This is a genomic window from Amycolatopsis kentuckyensis (assembly GCF_041679295.1).
GTDB classification, from domain to species: Bacteria; Actinomycetota; Actinomycetes; order Mycobacteriales; family Pseudonocardiaceae; genus Amycolatopsis; species Amycolatopsis kentuckyensis_A.
Window position 1 is genome coordinate 364,712 of record NZ_JBGDMD010000006.1, and the last position, 20,400, is coordinate 385,111.

Sequence of the window (20,400 nt, forward strand, 5' to 3'; positions counted from 1 at the left end):
TCCACGAGATATCAGAACGGCACCCACAACGTCACCCGCGTGCCGCCCCCGGCGAGTCCCGACTCGACCCGCGAGGTCCCGCCGACCTCGGCCAGCCGCGCGGTGATCGACTCGCTGATGCCGAACCCCGCCGGGTGGTCGGCCGCGCTGAAGCCGCTGCCGTGGTCGCGGGTGATCACCGCGATCCCGCCGTCACGCTCCTCGACGCGCACCACGACCCGGTCGGTGCCGGAGTGCTTCATCGTGTTCCGCATCGCCTCGCGCACGGCGTCGCGGATGGCGATCTGCCGGACCTCCGAGAGCGTGTCGTCATCGAGTTCGGCTACCACGAGCTGGGCGCGCAGCCCGTCCCGCGCCATCTCGGCGGCGAGCGCGGCGAGCTTCTCGCCCAGTGGCCGGGCCCCGGCCTCGGCCTGCTCGGACTTCGCCGTCTCGATCATGTGCCGGATCTCCATCGCCTGCGCGCGGGCGAGGCGCTGGATCTCGACCAGCCGTTCTTCGGGGTTCGACGTGTCGGACAGCGCCATGGCTTCGAGGGTCTGCAGCACGGTGTCGTGCAGCATCCGGTGCTGTTGGGCGCGCTCGGCGAGCCGGCCGTTGCGGGTGCCGTAGGCCAGCGCCAGCCGGGTGCCGAGGCCGGTCAGCACCAGCGCGGCGGTGGCCAGGAACAGCTCGGCGAGCAGCGCGGAGTACGTCGAGAACGCGGCACCGACGTGGAACTGGCCGCTGTTGAGCCAGTTGGCCAGCATCCGCAGCGGAAAGCTGAGCAGCCCGAACACCAGCCCGCTGGGCACGCCGAGGGCGAGCGTCAGCAGCCCGGCTTCGCCGAAGAGGTGGATGCTGCTGACCGCCAGCGCGTCGAAGTACGCCTCGGCCGGCACGGTCAGCGCGAGGACCAGCGGCGAAAGCACGGTGAAGACGAGGTCGGCGGCCAGCAGCTTCCCCGCGTCCCGGCCGCGGTACGGCGCCGAGCGGAACATCCAGCGGAAGCCGATCAGGTTCACCGCGACCGAGAGCAGCGTGAACAGCCCGACCGGCAGCAGGCCGGTCGAGCCGTGGCGGAAGGCGTAGACGCCGAACTGGCCGGGCACCGCGAGCAGCCGGAAGGCGAGCGGGATGAGCACGACGTACCGGGTGGCGCGCAGCAGCAGGCCGTCGCGCCGGCTCGGGTCGATCGGCCCGGCCATCTTCGAGATCCGCTTCAGCGCGTGGATCGGGGTGGGGTCGCCGATTTCGTCCGAAAGCTCGCTGGTGGCCGTCGCGATCGCGGGTGCGCCCTGCCGCAGGAGCGCCACGAAGAAGCTGCCCGGTTTGGGCGGGCCGGGCGCTTCCGTGGACATCGGCCGGACAACCCCCTGGTCACGTCGGTGAACCGAGGTTAGGGAGTATCACCGATCCGCGGGGGTGTGGTCCAGCGATCCACGGAATTCACAGCAAACCGGTCAGGAATTTCCGATTCCCTGCTCGGCGGCCCACTTCTTCAGCTCCGCCACGGCGTCGTCGTGCTCCAGCGGGCCGCGGTCGAGGCGCAGCTCCTTGAGGAACTTCCACGCCTTGCCGACGTCCGGCCCCGGCTTGATGCCCAGCAGCTCCATGATCTGCTCGCCGTTGAGGTCCGGCCGCACGCGGTCGAGGTCCTCCTTGGCCTTGAGCGCGGCGATGCGGGCCTCGAGGTCGTCGTAGGTCGCCTGCAGCGCGGCCGCCTTCCGGCGGTTGCGCGTGGTGCAGTCGGCGCGGACCAGCTTGTGCAGCCGGGTCAGCAGGGGGCCGGCGTCGGTGACGTACCGGCGGACCGCCGAGTCCGTCCACTCACCCTTGCCGTAGCCGTGGAACCGCAGGTGGAGGAACACGAGCTGGGAGACGTCGTCGACGATCTCCTTGGAGAACTTCAGCGCCCGCAAACGCTTGCGGGCCATCCGGGCCCCGACCACCTCGTGGTGGTGGAAGCTCACCCCGCCGCCGGGCTGGAACTCCCGCGTCGCCGGCTTCCCGGCGTCGTGCAGCAGCGCCGCGAGCCGCAGGATCAGGTCCGGCTCCGACGTCGGCTCGTGCGTCTTCTCCAGCTCGATCGCCTGGGCGAGCACGGTCAGCGAGTGCTGGTAGACGTCCTTGTGCTGGTGGTGCTCGTCGATCGCCAGCCGCATCCCGGGCACTTCGGGCAGCACCCGGTCGGCCAGCCCGGTGTCCACGAGCAGCTCCAGCCCCGGCCGCGGGTCGTCCGCGAGCAGCAGCTTCGACAGCTCGGCCTGGACGCGCTCGGCGGTGATCCGGTCGATCTCGCCCGCCATCGACGTCATCGCGTCGACCACGCGCGGCGCGGCGGTGAAGCCGAGTTGCGCGGCAAAACGGGCGGCGCGCAGCATCCGCAGCGGGTCGTCGGCGAACGACTCCTGCGGCGTCGCCGGCGTGTCCAGCACCTTCTCCCGCAGCGCACTCAGCCCGTCGTGCGGGTCGATGAACGTCTTGGACGCCAGCTCGACGGCCATCGCGTTGACCGTGAAGTCGCGCCGGAGCAGGTCGCCCTCGATGCTGTCGCCGAAGGTGACCTCGGGGTTGCGGCCGACGCGGTCGTAGCTGTCGGCGCGGAACGTCGTGATCTCGAGCTGCATGCCCTTCTTCGTCACGCCGACCGTGCCGAACGCGATCCCGACGTCCCAGACCGCGTCGCCCCAGTCGCTGACGATCTTCAGCACCCGGTCCGGCCGGGCGTCGGTGGTGAAGTCGAGGTCACCGGAGCGCCGGCCGAGCAGCGCGTCGCGCACGCTCCCGCCGACGAGGTACAGGCGGTGCCCGGCCCGGGCGAACCTCTCGGCCAGCTCGTCCGCCAGGGGGGAGAGCCGCATCAGCTCCACCACCGCGTTCTCCTTGGCGACCACGTCGTTCACGAAAATCCCACTGGGTTCGGGTGCGATTACTACAGGCACCGCCGGACAGGACACGGAGAGCCAGCCTACCGGGGCAACCGTTTGCTCTAGCATCGCAGCATGTCTGGATCAGCCGGCCGCCCCGGCGCCTCGAAGCCGCGGAGGCGGCGCAGGCGTCAGCGCGGCAGGCGCCTGACCACGGTCGACGAGACGTCGGCCGGCGGTCTCGTGGTGGACGCCGAGCGCGAACAGGCGGTGCTGATCGGCCGGCTCGACCGGCACGGCAGACTGCTGTGGTCGCTGCCCAAGGGCCACATCGAGGACGGTGAGACGGTGGAACAGACGGCCGTGCGCGAGGTCAAGGAGGAAACCGGCATCTCCGCGCGCGTGCTGCGGCCACTGGGCACCATCGACTACTGGTTCGTGGCCGAGCGGCGGCGCATCCACAAGACCGTCCACCACTTCCTGCTCGAAGCGCTCGGCGGCGAGCTGTCCGACGAGGACGTCGAGGTCACCGAGGTGGCCTGGGTCCCGCTGGCCGAGCTGGAGACCAGGCTGGCCTACTCCGACGAGCGCAAGCTCGTCCGGAAGGCCGGTCCGATGCTCAAGGAACTTTTCGCGCGCCCGGACGTCCACGGACGAGACGAGCACGCCCCTGAGGGAGCCCCCGAGTGAAGCGGTTCGCCGCAGCCTTCCTTTCCGTCCTCTTCCTGGCCGTCCCCGCCCTCACCGGAGCCACGGTGGCCCAGGCGGAGGAGGGCGCCCGCCTGCGGGTCGACCTGACGCAGCTGAACCCGCGCGTGATCACGACCTCGTCGACGACCCTGACCGTCGCCGGGACGGTGACCAACACCGGCGACCGCAAGGTCACCCGGCCGCAGGTCCGGCTGCAGGTCGGGGAGCGGGCGACGTCGTCGCGCGGGATCAACGACGTGCTGTCCGGCGCCGTCATCAAGGACACCCCGCTGACCGAGTTCACCTCGGTCGCGGACGTCCTGGAGCCGGGACAGAGCGCGCCGCTGAACATCACGGTGAACCTGACCGGGACGAAGGCCGCGCAGTTCGGCAGCCCCGGCGTCTACCCGCTGCTGGTGAACGTCAACGGCACCCCGGAGTTCGGCGGGCCGGCCCGGCTGGGCGCGGTCAGCATGCTGATGCCGGTGCTGGGCCGGCCGGGCAAGGCGGCCGGCCACTCGTCGGCGGGCGCGCCGAGCATGACCCTGCTGTGGCCGCTGACCAGCAGCGTCCCGCAGGTCTACGCGGCGCCGTACGGCCAGCCGCTGGTGCTGCGCGACGACCGGCTGGCCGACGAGATCGGCCCCGACGGCCGGCTGAACGCGCTGGTCACCGCCGCGTCGACGGCCGTGCACGGCGACGCGGACCTCGCCAAGTCGATGTGCTTCGCGCTCGACCCGGACCTGCTGACGACGGTCGATTCGATGACCCGCGGCTACCAGGTGCACACCGACGGCGGCAACGTCGACGGCAAGGGCGTCCAGACGGCGAAGACGTGGCTCGCCTCGCTGCGCACCCTGCTGACCGGCCGGTGCGTGGTGGCGCTGCCCTTCGCCGACGCCGACCTCAACACCGTCTCCCGGATCCGCCCCGGCGACCCGATCCTGGTCGCGCAGGCGGCCGCGGCGGCGTCGGCCATCCAGCAGGTGGCGGGCGTCACGCCGCAGACCGGCGTGCTCTGGCCGGACGGCACGCTCAGCGAGTCCGTGCTCGCCGCGCTGACCCAGGCCGGCGTCAAGACCGTGCTGACCGACGCGGCGAAGCTGGCCCCGGCCGGCTCCGGCGGCGGCGTCACCGTGCAGGGCAGCACCGTGCGCGCCCAGCCGACCGACTCGCTGATCTCCGCCGCCATGTCCGGCGTGCCGAGCGTGCCCGGCTCGGTCACCGTCGCCGTGAACACCGAGCGCGCGATCTCGAGCCAGAACGGGCTCGGGGCGCTCGCCTTCCGCGCGGGCCTCGGCGTCCCGTCCGGGCAGGAGCGCCCGGACCACCTGCTGGTCGCCCCGCCGCGGCGGTGGGACGCCCCGGCCGCCGAGCTCACGGCGTACCTGCAGCAGGTCGGCGACTTCCTCAACGCGGGCGTCGTCACGGCGTCGTCGCTCCCGTCGCTGCTGGACGCCGATCCGCAGACCACCGGCGCGGTCGGCGACGGCGGCCAGGACCCCGGCTCGGTCGCCGACCCGGCGCTCGTCTCGACGCTGTCGAAGCTCGACGAGCAGGCCACCGGGATGGCGTCGGCGATGCAGCCGGACCCCACCAAACGGGTGAAACCGGAAGACGTCGTCGCGCCGGTCCGGCTGGCCGAGCTGCGCGGCGCCTCCGCCGGCTGGCGGGGCCTGCCCGCCGACGCGGCGACCGCGAACGCGCGGGCCGAGATCGGGGCCATCAGCGACCGCGTGAGCGTCCAGCAGCCGCGGCAGACGATCGCCCTCGCGTCCGGCAACTCCCCGCTGCCGGTGTACGTGGTGAACGACCTGCCGGTCGGGATCAACGCCCGGTTCACCCTCGACAACAACATCGGCCTGCGTGCGGACGACCGCAAAGAGGTGTCGTTCCCCGCGGGCGGCGGACGGCAGTACTTCCTCCCCGTGGAGGCGCTGCGGGCCGGCCGGTTCAGCGTCGATGTGTCGTTGAGCACGCCCACCGGTACCCCGCTCGGGTCATCCGCGCGGTTCGAGCTGACGTCCACGGAGTACGGCGCGATCACCATCATCGCGACCGTCGCCGCAGGTGTGGCCCTGCTTCTGCTCGCCTCCCGGCGCATCTACCGGCGGGTCAAGGACGCCCGGACGGGTCGCGACGTCGTGGACTGATCCGTCGGCGTTTGAGTGTTCCGGGCGGTTCCCGATTACCCTTGGTCCGCACGTGCGCGGCACCGGGCCGCGGCACCGGAGAACAGCACCGAGGATTGGGCACGCGTTGGAGAGAGAGCCGGGCTTACCACCCGAGCGTGCGGGTCGTCCTCGGCGCGAAGGCGCTCAGCCCCCGCAACGGGGTGACGGCCCCCCGCGTCCGGTCCGCCGCCAGCAGCCGCCTCCGCCACCACCGGAGCGCGGCCGCAGGCAGCCGCCCCGCAACGGGCAGACGCGCCAGATGCCTCCACCGGACGACGCGACGGTCCGTGACCGCCGCCCCGTCCGCGAGGACGGCCCTCCCCGTCCCGCCCGCGAGGACGGCGGCCCGCGGCGGCCCGCTCGCGACGAGGCACCACCCCGGCGACCGTCTCGTGAGGACGGCCCGCCGCCCCGCCGCCCGGCCCGCGACGACGCACCCCCGCGCGACGGCCGGCCGGTCCGCGGCGACGGCCCCCCTCGTGACGGGCGACCCGTCCGCGACGAGGCAGTGGTCCGCGACCAGCGGCCGCCTCGTGACGGCCAGCCCGTCCGCGACGACGTGCCCCCGAACGACGCCTGGCCTGTCCACGACGAGGCCCCGCCCCGCGAGCCGCAGCGCCCCGCCCGGCGCGTCCCGCCGCCTCCGCAAGGCCCACCCCCGCAAGGGCCGCCTCCGCAAGGCTCGCCGCCGCAGCGCGGCGGGCAGCCTCCCCGCGCCGGCGGTCCGGCACCCACGCGCGTCCAGCCCGTGCCGCCGCCTCCAGGACCGCCCGGCCCGCCGTCGGCCCAGGGCCGGCTCCCGCAGCCCGCCCCGCCGGTGACCCCGCCGCCGGGCACCCCGGCCCCCGGCACCCCGCCGCCCGGCATCCCGGTGCCCCCGCGCGGGCGCGGCTCCCGGCGGCCCGCGCCGGTCCGGCCGTGGCAGGAGGAGGCCCAGCGCCCACCCGACCCGGAGGCGACGCGGTTCATCCCGCGCACCGCCGGCGTCCCGATGAACTCGCGCTGGCCGGTCGCCGACCCGGACGTCATGCGCCCGTACGACGCGCTGGCCACCCAGGTCATGCCGGCGCTCAAGGGCCCGCTCGTCAAGCCGAGGCCCGACGAAGAGGCACCGGCCAAGGCGCCGTCGCTGGCGAAGGCGTCCGGCCGGATGGCGATCGCGTCGCTGATCAGCCGGATCACCGGCTTCCTGTGGAAGCTGCTGCTGGTCGCCGCGATCGGGCAGGGCATCGCGAACGACTCGTTCAACGTCGCCAACACGATGCCGAACATCATCTTCGAGCTGCTGATGGGTGGCGTGCTCGCCAGCGTCGTCGTGCCGCTGCTGGTGCGCTCCCAGGACGACCCCGACGGCGGCGCGGCCTACACCCAGCGGCTCATCACGGTGGCGTTCTCGCTGCTGCTGGTCGGCACGGTGGTCGCGGTGCTCGCGGCACCGGCGTTCACCAGCCTCTACGTCGACTCTTCCGGCAAGGCGAGCGCGGACCTCACCACGGCGTTCGCCTACCTGCTGCTGCCCGAGATCTTCTTCTACGGCGTCTTCGCGCTGCTCTCGGCGGTGCTGAACGCCAAGCAGATCTTCGGCCCCACCGCGTGGGCGCCGGTGATCAACAACCTGGTCGTCATCTTCACGATCCTGGTCGTCTGGGTCATGCCCGGCGACATCGACACCGCGAACGTCTCGATCACCGACCCGAAGGTGCTGACGCTCGGCATCGGCGTCACCGGCGGCATCGTCGCCCAGGCCCTGCTGCTGGTGCCGCCGCTGCTGCGGTCCGGCTTCCGGTTCAAGTGGCGCTGGGGCATCGACAAGCAGATGAAGGAGTTCGGCGGCCTCGCGCTCTGGATCCTCGGCTACGTCGCCGTCAGCCAGATCGGGTACACGATCAACACGCGCGTGCTGACCACCGGTTCACCCGGTGGTGTGACCGCGTACAGCAACGCCTGGCTGCTCTTCCAGCTGCCGTACGGCGTCATCGGCGTCTCGCTGCTGACGGCGATCATGCCGCGGATGAGCCGCGCGGCCGCCGACGGCGACCACAAGAAGCTGATCGGCGACCTATCGTACGCGTCCCGGATGTCGACGGTGATGCTCGTCCCGATCTCCGCCGTGATGACCGTGGTCGGCGGCTCGATCGGCATCGCGCTGTTCACCTTCGGCAAGGGCACGATCGACACCGCCGAACGGCTCGGCGACGCGCTCGCCATCTCGGCGTTCGCGCTGCTGCCGTACGCGCTGGTCATGCTCCAGATGCGCGTCTTCTACGCGATGAAGGACGCCCGCACGCCGACGCTCATCATGATCGTGATGACGCTGGTCAAGGTGCCGCTGCTGTACCTGTGCCCGGTGCTGCTGTCGCCGGACAACGTCGTGCTCGGCGTCATGATGGTCAACGCGCTGACGTTCGTCGTCGGCGCGATCCTCGGCCAGGTCTGGCTGTGGGTGACGCTGGGCAACCTGCGCAGCAAGCGGGTGATCGGCGTGATCCTCTTCACGGTCGTCGCGAGCGCCCTCGGCGTCGGCGCGGCGTGGCTGGTGGGCCAGGTCGTGCCGGACTCCTTCGGGCCCAAGCTGGGCGCCTGGGTCAAACTCTTCCTGCAGGGCATCGTCGGCATCGTCGTGTCGTTCGGCGTGCTGATGGCACTGAAGGTGGAGGAGCTGAAACCGGCCACGTCGAGGTTCACCCGGTTGATCAAGCGGGGGTAACGATTCCGGTACGGAAGGCGACGACTCGTGCGTCGTATTCTGGGTACCCTCGACACCGGGGATCGAGCGGGAGCGAGTGAGGGTGGACACGAGGCGGAGCGAACAGGCGGGGGGTGCGAACCACGTGGGCAAGGCCCAGGTCGGATCGCTGGCCCCCGGGCGTGTGGTCGGCGACGGCCGCTACCGCCTCCTCGCGCAGTTCGGCGTGGACGAGCGGGGCGACGCGCACCTCTGGCGCGCCCGGGACGGGCAGCTGAAGCGGGACGTCGCGCTGACCCTGCTGGTCGGTGACCCGGCCGATCCCGAAGCCGCCCGGCTGGCCCGGCGGACCCTCGAACGCGCCACGCACGCGTCCAAGTTCGGCCACGGCGGCGTCGCCCGCGTGCTCGACGTGCTCGCGCTCGGCAGCGGCATCACCTCCAGCGAAGGCCTGCTCGGCGTCGTCGTCGCCGAGTGGACCAAGGGCAGCGACCTGGTCGACCTCGTCGCGCAGCGGCCGGTGGCCCCCGCCGCGGCCGCGCGGATGGTGCAGGCGCTCGCCGAAGCCGTCGAGCAGGCCCACCAGAACGGGCTCGTCCTCGGCCTCGACCACCCGCAGCGGCTGCGGCTGACGCCGAACGGCGCGCTGAAGCTCGCGTTCCCCGGCCCGCTGCCGGAGGCGACGCTGCGCGACGACGTCAAGGCGCTCGGCGCGGTCCTCTACCTGCTCCTGACCGGGCGCTGGGCGCTGCCCGGCGGCCCGCCCGCGATCCAGCCGGCCCCGCTGTCGCCGCAGGGGCGGATCGTCCCGCCGCGCCAGCTGGTGCCGACGGTCCCGGCCGACCTGTCGTCGCTGGCCGTCCGCACGATCGAGGACGGCGGCAACGGCGGCATCCGCACCAGCGCGGCCATCCTCCGCATGCTCGACCAGGTGGCCGAGGAGGAAGAGCGCACCCAGCTGATCAAGGCCGTCGGCGGGGACCCGGCCGAGGGCGAAGGCACCGTCTGGACCACGAAGAAGCCGGTCAAGGACGTCGCCCGGCGCCGCAAGCTCGCGCTCGGCGTCACCGTGCTGGTGGTCGCGACGGTCGTCATCCTCGCCTGGGGCGGGCTGATGCTGATCAACGTCTTCCAGGGCGACTCGAAGGCGAGCGGGCCGACGATCAACGTCGCCGCGCCGCCGGCGTCGAGCCAGCCCGCCGGGCAGCCGCCCGCGTCGTCGTCGGCGCCGGCCCCGCCGCCGTCACCGGCCGTGGGCGCCGAGGTGAAGCCGCAGGCCGTCGCGGTCTACAACCCCGACGGCAAGGGCGACAACACCGCGCGGGCGAAGTACGCGACCGACGGCAAGCCCGAGACCCAGTGGCGGACCGAGCAGTACAAGCAGCAGTTCCCCGCCATCAAGCCGGGCGTCGGGCTGGTCGTCACCTTCAAGGACCCGGTCAACCTCAGCCAGGTGAAGGTCGAAGGCGGTACCCCGGGCACCAAGGTCGAGATCCGCTCGGCGACCGAGAAGAACCCGGACTTCGACGACACGAAGGTCGTCGGCAACGGCGACCTGCAGGACGGCGAAACGACGATCCCGCTGGCCCAGCCGACGCAGGGCGAGTACTTCATCGTCTGGATCACCCAGCTGGGTGGCGAGGACGGGAAGTTCCAGACGGAGATCGCCGACCTGGCGTTCCTGCCTGCGGGGTGACGCACCCGACAGGGTCAGTAGGCTCTTGCGGGTGACAGCTGCAGCTCCCACGGATGCGGATCTGATAGCGGCTCACGCCGCGGGGGACCCCCATGCGTTCAGCGAACTCGTCCAGCGACATCGCGACCGCATGTGGGCGGTCGCCCTGCGCACGGTCCGCGATCCGGAAGAGGCCGCCGACGCGTTGCAGGACGCGTTCATCTCGGCGTTCCGGGCCGCCGACAAGTTCCGCGCGGAGTCGCAGGTCACGACGTGGCTGCACCGGATCGTGGTGAACGCCTGCCTCGACCGGATCCGCCGCCGCCAGGCCCGCCCGACCGTGCCGCTGCCGGAGACCGGTTTCAACGAGCCGGCCACCCCGCGCGACTCGATGGCCGAGCGCGAGACGAGCCTGCTCGTGCGCGAGGCCCTCGACCAGCTGCCGGAGGACCAGCGCGCGCCGATCGTGCTCGTCGACGTCGAGGGCTACTCGGTCGCCGAGACGGCGAAGATGCTGGGTATCGCCGAAGGCACCGTGAAGAGCCGATGCGCGCGGGGCCGCGGAAAACTCGCGAAGGTTCTCGGGCACCTGCGGAACCCCGATGCGATTGCGAACGTCCCAACTCACGAAAGCAAACGGGCCGGGCGTCAGCCGGGTAGCGGGGAGGGACGATGACGGACGAAAGCCGGGGGATCGGGGGGACCATCGGTCCGCCCTGGTCTGTCGACGTGCTCGCCGACCTCCACGCCGGTGTGCTGGAGGACGCTCAGGCGGCCGAGCTGTGGCCGCTGGTCAACGCCGATCCGGAGGCCCGGGAGATCCTGGCCGCCCTCGACGCGACGCAAGCCGATCTGGCTTCGCTCGCCGACGCGCCCGCCCCGCCGATGCCCGCCGAGTTCGCGGCCCGGCTGGACGCGGCGCTGGCCGCCGAAGCAGCGGCCAAGTTTCCCGACGCCCGGCCGGCAGCTCCGGCACCGCAGGGTGCCCAGGTGGTGGACCTCGCGGCGGCCCGGAGGCGGCGGAACAAGCGGCTCGGCTGGGCCGCCGGCGTCCTGACCGCGGCCGCGGCGGCGGTCGTCGCCGTGACCATCGCGATCCCGAACACCCCGCAGCAGAGCGGCACGCCGAACGTGGCGGCCCCGGCGCCGACGGGCCCCTCGGTCGGCAGTGACGGCAGCGGCGCGCAGGCCCTGATCGGCAAGGCGGTCGGCGTCCGCGACTTCGGCCCGCTGCAGAACGAAGACCGCCTGGACGCGTGCATCGCGGCCGCCGGGCTCGACCCGAAGGTGCGCCCCGAGGGCATCCGCCCGGTGAACGTCGGCGGCAAGGCCGGCGTCATGATCATCCTGACCACCGGCAAGCTCGCCCAGTTCCGGCTCGTGGCCTTCGGCGCGGACTGCGGACCGGGCAATCCGGCCGTCCTGTTCGACAAGGTCGTCGGGGAGAAGTAGCGGCTGTCACCCCGGGGAACATGGCCACCTACGATCGTGTTGAGCCTGGTACAGGTCACTACGAGCGGAGGTCACGGGTGGCTGCCGAAGAAATCAGGAACCTGATCGTCGTCGGGTCGGGTCCTGCCGGATACACCGCTGCCGTTTACGCGGCACGAGCCCAGCTGGAACCGCTGGTGTTCGAGGGCACGCAGTTCGGCGGCGCGCTGATGACGACGACCGAGGTCGAGAACTTCCCCGGGTTCCGCGACGGCATCATGGGTCCGGACCTGATGGAGGAGATGCGCAAGCAGGCCGAGCGCTTCGGCGCCGAGCTGCGCGCGGAGGACGTCGAGTCGCTGGAGCTGACCGGGGACGTCAAGTACGTCGTCGCGAACGGCAAGCGCTACGCCGCCCGCGCGGTCATCCTCGCGATGGGTGCCGCGGCGCGGTACCTGAACGTGCCGGGCGAGCAGGAGCTGCTCGGCCGCGGTGTCTCGGCCTGTGCGACCTGTGACGGCTTCTTCTTCCGCGACCACGACATCGTGGTCGCCGGCGGTGGCGACTCGGCGATGGAGGAGGCGACCTTCCTGACGAAGTTCGCGAAGTCCGTCACGGTCGTGCACCGGCGCGACGAGTTCCGCGCGTCCAAGATCATGCTCGAGCGCGCCCGCGCGAACGAGAAGATCAAGTGGAAGCTGAACTCGCAGATCACCGGGGTGCTCGGCGACGGCAAGGTCGAAGGCCTGCAGCTCAAGGACACCAAGGACGGCTCGGAGTCGACGCTGGACGTGTCCGGCTTCTTCGTGGCGATCGGTCACGACCCCCGCAGCGAGCTCGTGCGCGGGCAGGTCGACCTGGACGAGGACGGTTACGTCGTCACCCAGGGCCGGACGTCCTACACCAACCTCGACGGCGTGTTCGCGGCCGGCGACCTGGTGGACCGCACGTACCGGCAGGCGATCACCGCCGCCGGTTCCGGGTGCAGCGCCGCGATCGACGCGGAACGATGGCTCGCGGAGCACGGCGAATCGGACGCGCACGAGGCGCCCGAGCTCGTCGGCGGCGGCTACGGCGCGGGCACCAACTGACTTTCCGGCGCAACACCACCCCCTTGGAGGAGAAACCATGGCCAACACCGTCAAGGTGACCGACGCGACGTTCGTCGACGAGGTCCTGACCAGCGAGAAGCCCGTCCTGGTCGACTTCTGGGCCACCTGGTGCGGCCCGTGCAAGATGGTCGCCCCGGTGCTCGAGGAGATCGCGGCCGAGAACGGCGAGAAGCTGACCATCGCCAAGATCGACATCGACGAGAACCCGAACACGCCGCGTGACTACCAGGTGATGTCGATCCCGACGCTGATCCTGTTCCAGGGCGGCAAGCCGGTGAAGCAGATCGTGGGCGCCAAGCCGAAGGCCGCGCTGCTGTCGGACCTCGCCGACGTTCTCTGAGTTCCAGTACTCCCGGCGGACCCGGGGCCTGCGAGAACCCTCTCGTGGACCCCGGGTCCGTCTTCGTTCGGGGGAATGTGACCGGTGTGGGTGAATCGAGCGTGACCGGAGCCACCGGGGGTACTCCACGATCGGGCCCTTGACGGACCTACCGGGCCTGCGCTGTCACCGAGAGTTGGCAAGGCACAATAGAGGACCTGGGCCCGTCCCAGCGAAGGTTTTCTTACCCCGCACCGAGCCCCCGAGTCGGTGCCCTAGGAAAGAGCGAGGAGTGCATGCGGGTACTCCGCCGCGGTGACGCCGGTCCGGACGTCGCCGAGATCAGGTCCATCCTGGCCGGGATGGACCTGCTCCCGCCGGTCACCGGTACCGACGCCTACGACACGTTCGACGTCGCCGTCGAGCACGCCGTCCGTGCCTTCCAGCAGCGCCGTGGGCTGATGACCGACGGCATCGTGGGTCCGGCGACCTTCCAGGCGCTCAAGGGCGCCAGCTACCACCTGGGCAGCCGTCCGCTGTCCTACATGATCGCGTCGCCCGTGCACGGCGATGACGTCTTCACGCTCCAGGAGCGGCTCACGGAGCTCGGCTTCGACGCCGGCCGCCCCGACGGCTACTTCGGCCCGGCCACCGAGCGCGCCCTCAAGACGTTCCAGCGCGACATGCGCCTGACGCCGGACGGCATGTGCGGCCCGGCGACCATCCGCGAGCTGCACCGCCTGTCCTCGCCGCGGGCGAGGGGCGGGCGCCCGGTGTTCCTGCGCGAGCAGGAGCAGGTGCGCCAGGCCGGTCCGCGCCTGCGCGGCAAGCGCATCGTGATCGACCCGGGCCACGGCGGCGACGACCTCGGCGTGGTCGCCGGCGGCCTGCGCGAAGCCGACATCGCCTGGGACCTCGCGCGCCGCCTCGAAGGCCGGATGAAGGCCACGGGCATGGAGGCGCTGATCTCCCGCGGCCCGAACCACAGCCCGACCGAGCTGGAACGCGCCAAGTTCGCCAACGACGCGGGCGCGGACCTGTTCCTCTCGCTGCACAGCGACAAGAACTCGTCGCCGCGCGCGCAGGGTGTCGCGAGCTTCCACTTCGGCAACGGCAACGGCACGACGTCCACGGTGGGCGAGCTGCTGGCCGGCTTCATCCAGCGTGAGGTCGCGGCCCGCACCGGCCTGCAGGACAACCGCACGCACTACAAGTCGTGGGACATCTTCACCCGCACGCGCTGCCCGGCGGTCCGGATCGAGATCGGCTACCTGACGAACCCGGACGACGCCCGCAAGCTCGGCGACCCGGCGTTCCGCGACATCGTCGCGGAGGGCATCCTGATCGCCGTCAAGCGCCTGTACCTGCTCGGCGAGGGCGACCAGCCGACGGGAACGTTCACGTTCGCCGACGTCCTGGCGCACGAGCTCGCCAAGGCCGAATAGGGCCGACCACAACCCCTAGCGGCTCACCTTCACCTGCCCCACCACCCCTGGGGACGCACGCGGTGCGTCCCCAGGTTTCCGGGCAGTCATCCACAGCTTTTCCACCGCGCCTAGCAGCGCTCTGTGGATAACTCGGCACTTCTTCCACATGTGTGCACACGCGGGTCAGACCCGTGGTCGAGCACGGGCGCAAACGTTTGCGGGGGGGGGTCAGGCGCGGCCGAGACTCGGCTCGGCCGTCGTGATCGTCACCTGGCCGAGCAGCCGCTCCAGCGCCGCCTCGACGTCTTCCTTCCAGGTGATCGCCGACCGCAGCTCCAGGCGCAGCCGCGGCCACTTCTGGTGCGGGCGGACCGTCTTGAAGCCGACGCTCTGCAGGAACGCGGCCGGCAGCACGCAGCTGTGGCCGCCGTCCGGGTCGGTCTCGTCGGGGCGGGCGTCGCCGAACGCTTCGATCGCGCGGACGCCGCGTTTGGTCAGGTCCTTCGCGACCGCCTGGACCAGCATCCGGCCGAGGCCGCCGCCGCGGAACTCGGGGAGGACCTGGAACGCCGTCAGCAGGACCGCGTCCGCGCTCGGCGGGGACGTCGGGAAGGCCAGCGAGCGCGGGACGGCGTTCGGCGGGGCGTACAGCACGAACCCGACCGGCAGCGTGTCGCTGTAGACGATGCGGCCGCAGGAACCCCACTCGAGCAGAACGCTGGAGACCCAGGCTTCCTTCTCGACCTCGGTGGCGCCGAACTCCTCGGCCTGGTTCTTCAGGTGCGGGGCCAGCTCCCAGTACACGCACCTGCGGCAGCTCTTCGGCAGGTGCTCCAGGTTGTCCAGTGTGACGCCCACGACGCGACGCGACACCCGCGACCTCCCCTGACCTGCTGCTCCCGACCGGCCGCCCGGCCGTCAAGCCGCGTTCGACCGCGGGCACGACACAGGAGCCACAGTCGAGGATAGGCCGATGTGACGAGCGCCGAAAGGCCAGGGGTCCCGGATGGGTGCACGGTTACACTCGACAGGATCTGTCAATCGAGCCCCGGGTGAATCGTCGATGACCGAGAACCGCCCCAGCAAGCCGCACAGCGGCCGTCAGAACCTCGACCCGCACCTCGAGCGGTACGCCGCGCGCACCGCCGGGATGACCGCCTCCGAGATCCGGGCGCTGTTCGCGGTCGCCAGCCGGCCCGAGGTGGTTTCGCTGGCCGGCGGCATGCCGAACCTGGCGGCGCTCCCGCTCGACACGCTGTCGGCGCAGGTCGCGGAGATCATCGCCGAAGACGGCCTCGTCGCGCTGCAGTACGGCTCGGCGCACGGCGTCCCGGTCCTGCGTGAGCAGATCTGCGAAATCATGGCGCTGGAGGGCATCAAGGCCCACCCGGACGACGTCGTGGTGACCGTCGGCTCCCAGATGGGCCTGGACATGGTCACGCGGCTGTTCTGCGACCCGGGTGACGTCGTCATCGCCGAAGGCCCCTCGTACGTCGGCGCGCTGGGCTCGTTCGCCGCGTACCAGGCGCAGGTCGTGCACGTCGCGATGGACGACCAGGGCCTGGTGCCGTCGTTGCTGCGCGAGGCGCTCGACCGGACGGAGAAGGCCGGCCGCCGGGTCAAGTTCCTCTACACGATCCCGAACTTCCACAACCCCGCCGGCGTGACGCTGGCCGTCGAGCGGCGCGCGGAGATCCTGGAGATCTGCCGTGAGCACAACGTCCTCGTCGTCGAAGACAACCCGTACGGATTGCTCGGGTTCGACGGTCAGACGTACCCGGCGCTGCGCTCGACCGACCCCGACAACGTCGTGTACCTCGGCTCGTTCTCCAAGACGTTCGCCTCCGGCCTGCGCGTCGGCTGGGTGCTCGCGCCGCACGCCGTGCGCGAGAAGCTCGTGCTGGCCGCGGAGTCGGCGACGCTGTGCCCGCCGACGTTCAACCAGATGATCGTCTCGCGCTACCTGGCCACGCACGACTGGAAGGGCCAGATCAAGAAGTTCCGCGAGAACTACCGCGAGCGGCGCGACGCGATCCTGTCCGCGCTCGACCAGTACCTGCCCCCGGGCTGCTCGTGGACCAAGCCGGACGGCGGGTTCTACGTCTGGGTGACGGTGCCGGAAGGCGTGGACACGAAGGCGATGCTGCCGCGCGCGGTGACCGCGCGGGTGGCGTACGCGTCCGGCACCGGCTTCTACGCCGACGGGTTCGGCAGCCGGCAGATGCGGCTGTCCTACTGCTACCCGACGCCGGAGCGGATCCGCGAGGGCGTGCGGCGGCTGGCCGCGGTGCTCGAGTCCGAAATGGACCTGGCCCGCACCTTCGGTAACGTGAGCGCGCGCCAGATCCAGGGACCGCAGAACCCGTCCCCGGACACGGTCTAGTTCTTTTCAGCTAAGGAGTTCCTACGGTGGTCGACCGTACCGTTGCCGTGCTCGCCGGCGGGCTTTCGCACGAACGCGACGTCTCGCTGAGGTCCGGGCGACGGCTCTCCGCGGCGCTCAAGTCCGAGGGCCTCGGCATCGAGGAGTGGGACACCGACGCGGGCCTGCTGGAACGCCTGCGCACCCAGCGGCCGGACGCGGTGGTCGTCGCCCTGCACGGCGGTGAGGGCGAGAACGGCTCGGTGCAGACGGTGCTGGAGATGCTGGACGTGCCGTTCGTCGGCACCGGCTCCCAGGGCTGCCGCCGCGCGTGGGACAAGCCGACGGCGAAGGCGCTCATCGAGAACGCCGGCTTCACGACGCCGGGCTGGGTGGTGCTGCCGCACAGCACGTTCCGCGAGCTCGGCGCCCAAGCGGTGCTCGACGCCATGGTGGAGCGCCTCGGCCTGCCGCTGATCCTCAAGCCCGACCAGGGCGGCTCGGCGCTCGGCACCCAGGTGGTCCGCGAGGCGGCGGAGCTGCCGGCGGCGATGGTCGGCTGCTTCGCGTACGGCGACACGGTGCTCGCGGAGCGGTTCGTGGACGGCGTCGAGGTGGCCGTGACGGTCATCGAGGGCGAGAACGGCCCCGAGGCCCTGCCCGCGGTCGAGATCGTCCCGGAGAGCGGCGTGTACGACTACACGGCCCGCTACACGGCCGGCCTGACGGACTTCTTCACCCCGGCCCGCCTCGACGACGCCGCGGCCAAGGCGGTGGCCGAGCTGGCCGTCGCCGCGCACCGCGTGCTCGGGCTCCGGGACATCTCCCGCACCGACGCGGTCGTCGCGTCCGACGGCACGGTGTACTTCCTCGAAGTGAACCCGTCGCCGGGTCTCACCGAGACGTCGACGGTCCCGATGGCGATCGAGGCCGCGGGCAAGTCCCTCGGCACGGTGTTCGGTGAACTGATCGGGCGTGCGATCTCCCGCTGATTCAGAGGTACGGACTGAAGTGGTCGGCCACCTGGCCGGCCACTTCTTCTGCGTTCAGGGAGCCGTCGACCTCCAGCACGCGGACGCCGTGTTCGCGTGCGCTGCGGACGGCGTCTTCGGCGAGCAGCCGGTCCCGCGCGATCCGGTTCCGCTGAGCGAGTACGGGATCGCTGACCTTGGCCGTGACCGCACCGGCCCGCGGCAGGGACTTCAGCTGGTGCTGCCGGAACTCCTCGGTCGGCACCATCACCACCATCCGGCGGGACGAGTCGAGCAGCGGCGCGACGAGCTCCGGGCGCAGCCCCCACCCCTCGGCGAGCAACGGCCGGCCGCACACGAGTGCGCGCAAGTCGTCGAGCGCCCACTCGAACCGCAACGCGAAGATCTCGCGCGACGCGGCCGCCATCTCTTCCGGCGTCGAGCGCACCCACGTCCGTTCGGGATCACGCGCGGGTGCGCCGGTGGCGAGCAACCGATCGTTGTGGCCGCGCGCGTCGTGATAGTCGTAGTTGTACGCCGTCAGCCCGTGCCGGACGGCGAGCAGCCGGGCGACGGTCGACTTCCCCGCCCACTGCGCACCGCCGATCCAGAGCGCGCGGCCGATCGAACCGGTCGGATCCCACACGTTTTCCCCCGTTGCTCAGCGTCGCGGCGGAGTGATCCCTCCGCAATCATCACCGTGACGAAACACCCCGGGGTGATCCCTAATCGGTTTTCGGTGTCTGATTCGTCCCGTTCGCATCGATGATCGCGACGATCCGCTCGAGGTCGTCGACCGAGCCGAACTCGAGTGTGATCCGCCCCTTGCGGCGGCCGAGGTCGACCTTCACGCGGGTGTCGAACCGGTCCGAAAGCCGGTTCGCGAGCTCCTGCAGCCCCGGCGCCTGGATCGGCTTGCGCGGCGCGGGCTTCGGCTTGGCCGGCTTCTCACTCTTCTTGAGCGTGACGGCTTCCTCGGTCGCCCGGACCGACATGCCCTCCGCGATGATGCGCGCGGCGAGCTCTTCCTGACTGTCGGCGTCCTCCAGCGAGAGCAGCGCGCGGGCGTGGCCGGCGGACAGGACGCCCGCGGCCACCCGGCGCTGCACCGGCAGGGGGAGCTTCAGGAGCCGGATCGTGTTGGTGATGACCGGCCGGCTGCGGCCGATCCGGCTCGCCAGCTCCTCGTGCGTGACCGCGAACTCGTCGAGCAGCTGCTGGTACGCCGCCGCCTCTTCGAGCGGGTTCAGCTGGACGCGGTGGATGTTCTCCAGGAGCGCGTCGCGCAGCATGGACTCGTCGGCGGTCTGCCGGACGATCGCCGGGATCGCTTCGAGCTCCGCCTGCTGCGACGCGCGCAGCCGGCGCTCGCCCATGACGAGCTCGTACTCGTCGTTCCCGAGCTCGCGGACGACGATGGGCTGCATGAGCCCGAACTCGCGGATCGAGTGCTCGAGCTCGGCGAGCGCGTCTTCGTCGAAGACCTGACGCGGCTGCTTCGGGTTCGGCTTGATCGAGCTGACCGGGATCTCGCGGTAGACGGCGCCGGCGACCTCGCCGCCGTGCGTCTTCGCCTGGCCGTTGGCCGCGAACCAGCCCTTGTCCTCGGCCGCCTTCTTGTCCGCGGCCGTATCCCCGGCCGCGGGCAGGGGGCCGCCCGTGGCGGGTCCGGTCGGGATCAGGGCGGCGAGGCCGCGCCCCAGCCCTCCTCGGCGCTCGGTCATGTCGAACTACCCTTCTCCAGCTGTGCGCCGCGCTCGGCGATCTCCTTGGCCGCGTCGACGTAGCTCATCGCACCGCGCGAACCAGGATCGTAAGCGAGGACGGTCTGGCCGTACCCGGGCGCCTCCGAGACCTTTACGCTGCGCGGGATGACGGTCTTGAGGACCGTGTCGCCGAAGTGGTTGCGCACCTCGTTCGTCACCTGGTCGGCCAGCTTGGTCCGGCCGTCGTACATGGTGAGGAGGATCGTCGAGACGTGCAGCTCGCGGTTGAGGTGCTGCTGCACGAGCTCGATGTTGCTCAGCAGCTGCCCGAGCCCTTCGAGTGCGTAGTACTCGCACTGGATCGGGATGAGCACCTCCTGCGCGGCGACCATCGCGTTGACCGTCAGCAGGCCGAGCGACGGCGGGCAGTCGATGAAGACGTAGTCGACGCCGATCTCGTCGAGGATCTCCGAGGAGATCGCCTCCTTGAGCCGCGACTCGCGGGACGCCATCGAGACGAGCTCGATCTCGGCGCCGGCGAGGTCGATCGTCGCGGGGACGCAGAAGAGGTTGGGGGACTGTTCGGTGGGCTGCGCGGCGTCCGCGAGCGTCACCTCGCCGATGAGCACCTCGTAGATCGACGGCGTCCCGGACCGGTGGTCGACGTCGAGCGCGGTGCTCGCGTTGCCCTGCGGGTCGAGGTCGACGACGAGCGTCTTGAGCCCGTGGACGGCCAGCGCGGCGGCGAGGTTGACCGTGCTCGTGGTCTTGCCGACGCCGCCCTTCTGGTTGGCGACGGTCAGCACGCGACGACGGCCGGGGCGGGGAAGCGTCCTCTCGGGGTTCAGCAGGCGAGCGGCGCGGGCGGCTTCTTCGGCGATCGGGGTCCAGCCCACGTCGGGGGTGGTCTCCGTGGAGTCGGACGGCGGGGGATTCACCGGTCTCGACACCTCCTCCATGTTGACGTCTGGTCGGTGGTCGAGTCGCGTCGTTTCACG

General features: G+C 71.4%; 17 protein-coding genes. 11 read left to right on the forward strand and 6 right to left on the reverse strand.

Annotation, left to right across the window (positions count from 1 at the left end):
* Window positions 1–11 precede the first annotated feature (11 nt).
* Window positions 12–1,340 (reverse strand): sensor histidine kinase, encoded by a 1,329-nt coding sequence (locus tag ACERZO_RS26900; RefSeq protein WP_372667544.1) that lies wholly within the window; start codon window positions 1,338–1,340, stop codon window positions 12–14.
* Between the two features lie 102 nt (window positions 1,341–1,442).
* Window positions 1,443–2,885 (reverse strand): CCA tRNA nucleotidyltransferase, encoded by a 1,443-nt coding sequence (locus ACERZO_RS26905; protein WP_372667545.1) that lies wholly within the window; start codon window positions 2,883–2,885, stop codon window positions 1,443–1,445.
* 99 nt (window positions 2,886–2,984) lie between these two features.
* Here ACERZO_RS26905 and ACERZO_RS26910 point away from each other — a divergent pair, with 99 nt between their 5' ends.
* The 9 genes from ACERZO_RS26910 to ACERZO_RS26950 all read left to right on the forward strand — a co-directional run bounded on the left by ACERZO_RS26910 (window position 2,985) and on the right by ACERZO_RS26950 (window position 14,381).
* Window positions 2,985–3,539, forward strand: a complete 555-nt coding sequence (locus ACERZO_RS26910; protein ID WP_372667546.1) for an NUDIX hydrolase — start codon at window positions 2,985–2,987, stop codon at window positions 3,537–3,539.
* Entirely contained in the window at window positions 3,536–5,692 is a 2,157-nt protein-coding gene (locus tag ACERZO_RS26915; RefSeq protein ID WP_372667547.1) for a DUF6049 family protein, read from the forward strand. The genes ACERZO_RS26910 and ACERZO_RS26915 overlap by 4 nt, the downstream gene beginning before the upstream one ends.
* Window positions 5,693–6,704: 1,012 nt before the next feature.
* Window positions 6,705–8,420, forward strand: coding sequence for a murein biosynthesis integral membrane protein MurJ (gene murJ / locus ACERZO_RS26920; protein ID WP_372667895.1), 1,716 nt, complete (start codon window positions 6,705–6,707; stop codon window positions 8,418–8,420).
* An 82-nt stretch (window positions 8,421–8,502) separates the two neighbouring features.
* A complete protein-coding gene (locus ACERZO_RS26925) occupies window positions 8,503–10,095 on the forward strand; it encodes a hypothetical protein (protein WP_372667548.1) in 1,593 nt (530 codons plus the stop codon).
* A 31-nt stretch (window positions 10,096–10,126) separates the two neighbouring features.
* A complete protein-coding gene (gene sigM / locus ACERZO_RS26930; protein ID WP_086679039.1) occupies window positions 10,127–10,750 on the forward strand; it encodes an RNA polymerase sigma factor SigM in 624 nt (207 codons plus the stop codon).
* The gene (locus ACERZO_RS26935) at window positions 10,747–11,526 is read left to right on the forward strand and encodes a hypothetical protein (protein WP_372667549.1); all 780 of its coding nucleotides are present in this window, start codon (window positions 10,747–10,749) and stop codon (window positions 11,524–11,526) included. Before sigM ends, ACERZO_RS26935 begins: the two co-directional genes overlap by 4 nt.
* Window positions 11,527–11,603: 77 nt before the next feature.
* Window positions 11,604–12,596, forward strand: a complete 993-nt coding sequence (gene trxB, locus ACERZO_RS26940) for a thioredoxin-disulfide reductase (protein WP_372667550.1) — start codon at window positions 11,604–11,606, stop codon at window positions 12,594–12,596.
* A 37-nt stretch (window positions 12,597–12,633) separates the two neighbouring features.
* The gene (trxA, locus tag ACERZO_RS26945) at window positions 12,634–12,957 is read left to right on the forward strand and encodes a thioredoxin (RefSeq protein ID WP_003082899.1); all 324 of its coding nucleotides are present in this window, start codon (window positions 12,634–12,636) and stop codon (window positions 12,955–12,957) included.
* Between the two features lie 275 nt (window positions 12,958–13,232).
* On the forward strand, window positions 13,233–14,381 hold the full coding sequence (locus ACERZO_RS26950; protein ID WP_372667551.1) for an N-acetylmuramoyl-L-alanine amidase: 1,149 nt from the start codon (window positions 13,233–13,235) through the stop codon (window positions 14,379–14,381).
* 210 nt (window positions 14,382–14,591) lie between these two features.
* On the opposite strand, the gene ACERZO_RS26955 is transcribed toward ACERZO_RS26950, so the two are convergent.
* Window positions 14,592–15,236, reverse strand: a complete 645-nt coding sequence (locus ACERZO_RS26955; RefSeq protein WP_285477676.1) for a GNAT family N-acetyltransferase — start codon at window positions 15,234–15,236, stop codon at window positions 14,592–14,594.
* 190 nt (window positions 15,237–15,426) lie between these two features.
* On the opposite strand from ACERZO_RS26955, the gene ACERZO_RS26960 reads away from it, so the two are divergent.
* Both ACERZO_RS26960 and ACERZO_RS26965 read left to right on the forward strand, forming a co-directional pair.
* Window positions 15,427–16,746, forward strand: coding sequence for an aminotransferase-like domain-containing protein (locus tag ACERZO_RS26960; protein WP_372667552.1), 1,320 nt, complete (start codon window positions 15,427–15,429; stop codon window positions 16,744–16,746).
* Window positions 16,747–16,772: 26 nt separating this feature from the next.
* Window positions 16,773–17,717: a D-alanine--D-alanine ligase family protein gene (locus ACERZO_RS26965; RefSeq protein ID WP_372667553.1), complete on the forward strand. Its 945-nt coding sequence runs from the start codon at window positions 16,773–16,775 to the stop codon at window positions 17,715–17,717.
* 1 nt (window position 17,718) lies between these two features.
* On the opposite strand, the gene ACERZO_RS26970 is transcribed toward ACERZO_RS26965, so the two are convergent.
* The 3 genes from ACERZO_RS26970 to ACERZO_RS26980 form a co-directional block, all read right to left on the reverse strand.
* A complete protein-coding gene (locus tag ACERZO_RS26970) occupies window positions 17,719–18,342 on the reverse strand; it encodes a hypothetical protein (RefSeq protein WP_372667554.1) in 624 nt (207 codons plus the stop codon).
* Between the two features lie 79 nt (window positions 18,343–18,421).
* Window positions 18,422–19,420 (reverse strand): ParB/RepB/Spo0J family partition protein, encoded by a 999-nt coding sequence (locus ACERZO_RS26975; RefSeq protein WP_372667555.1) that lies wholly within the window; start codon window positions 19,418–19,420, stop codon window positions 18,422–18,424.
* Window positions 19,417–20,340, reverse strand: a complete 924-nt coding sequence (locus ACERZO_RS26980; RefSeq protein ID WP_372667896.1) for a ParA family protein — start codon at window positions 20,338–20,340, stop codon at window positions 19,417–19,419. The genes ACERZO_RS26975 and ACERZO_RS26980 overlap by 4 nt, the downstream gene beginning before the upstream one ends.
* Window positions 20,341–20,400: the final 60 nt, after the last annotated feature.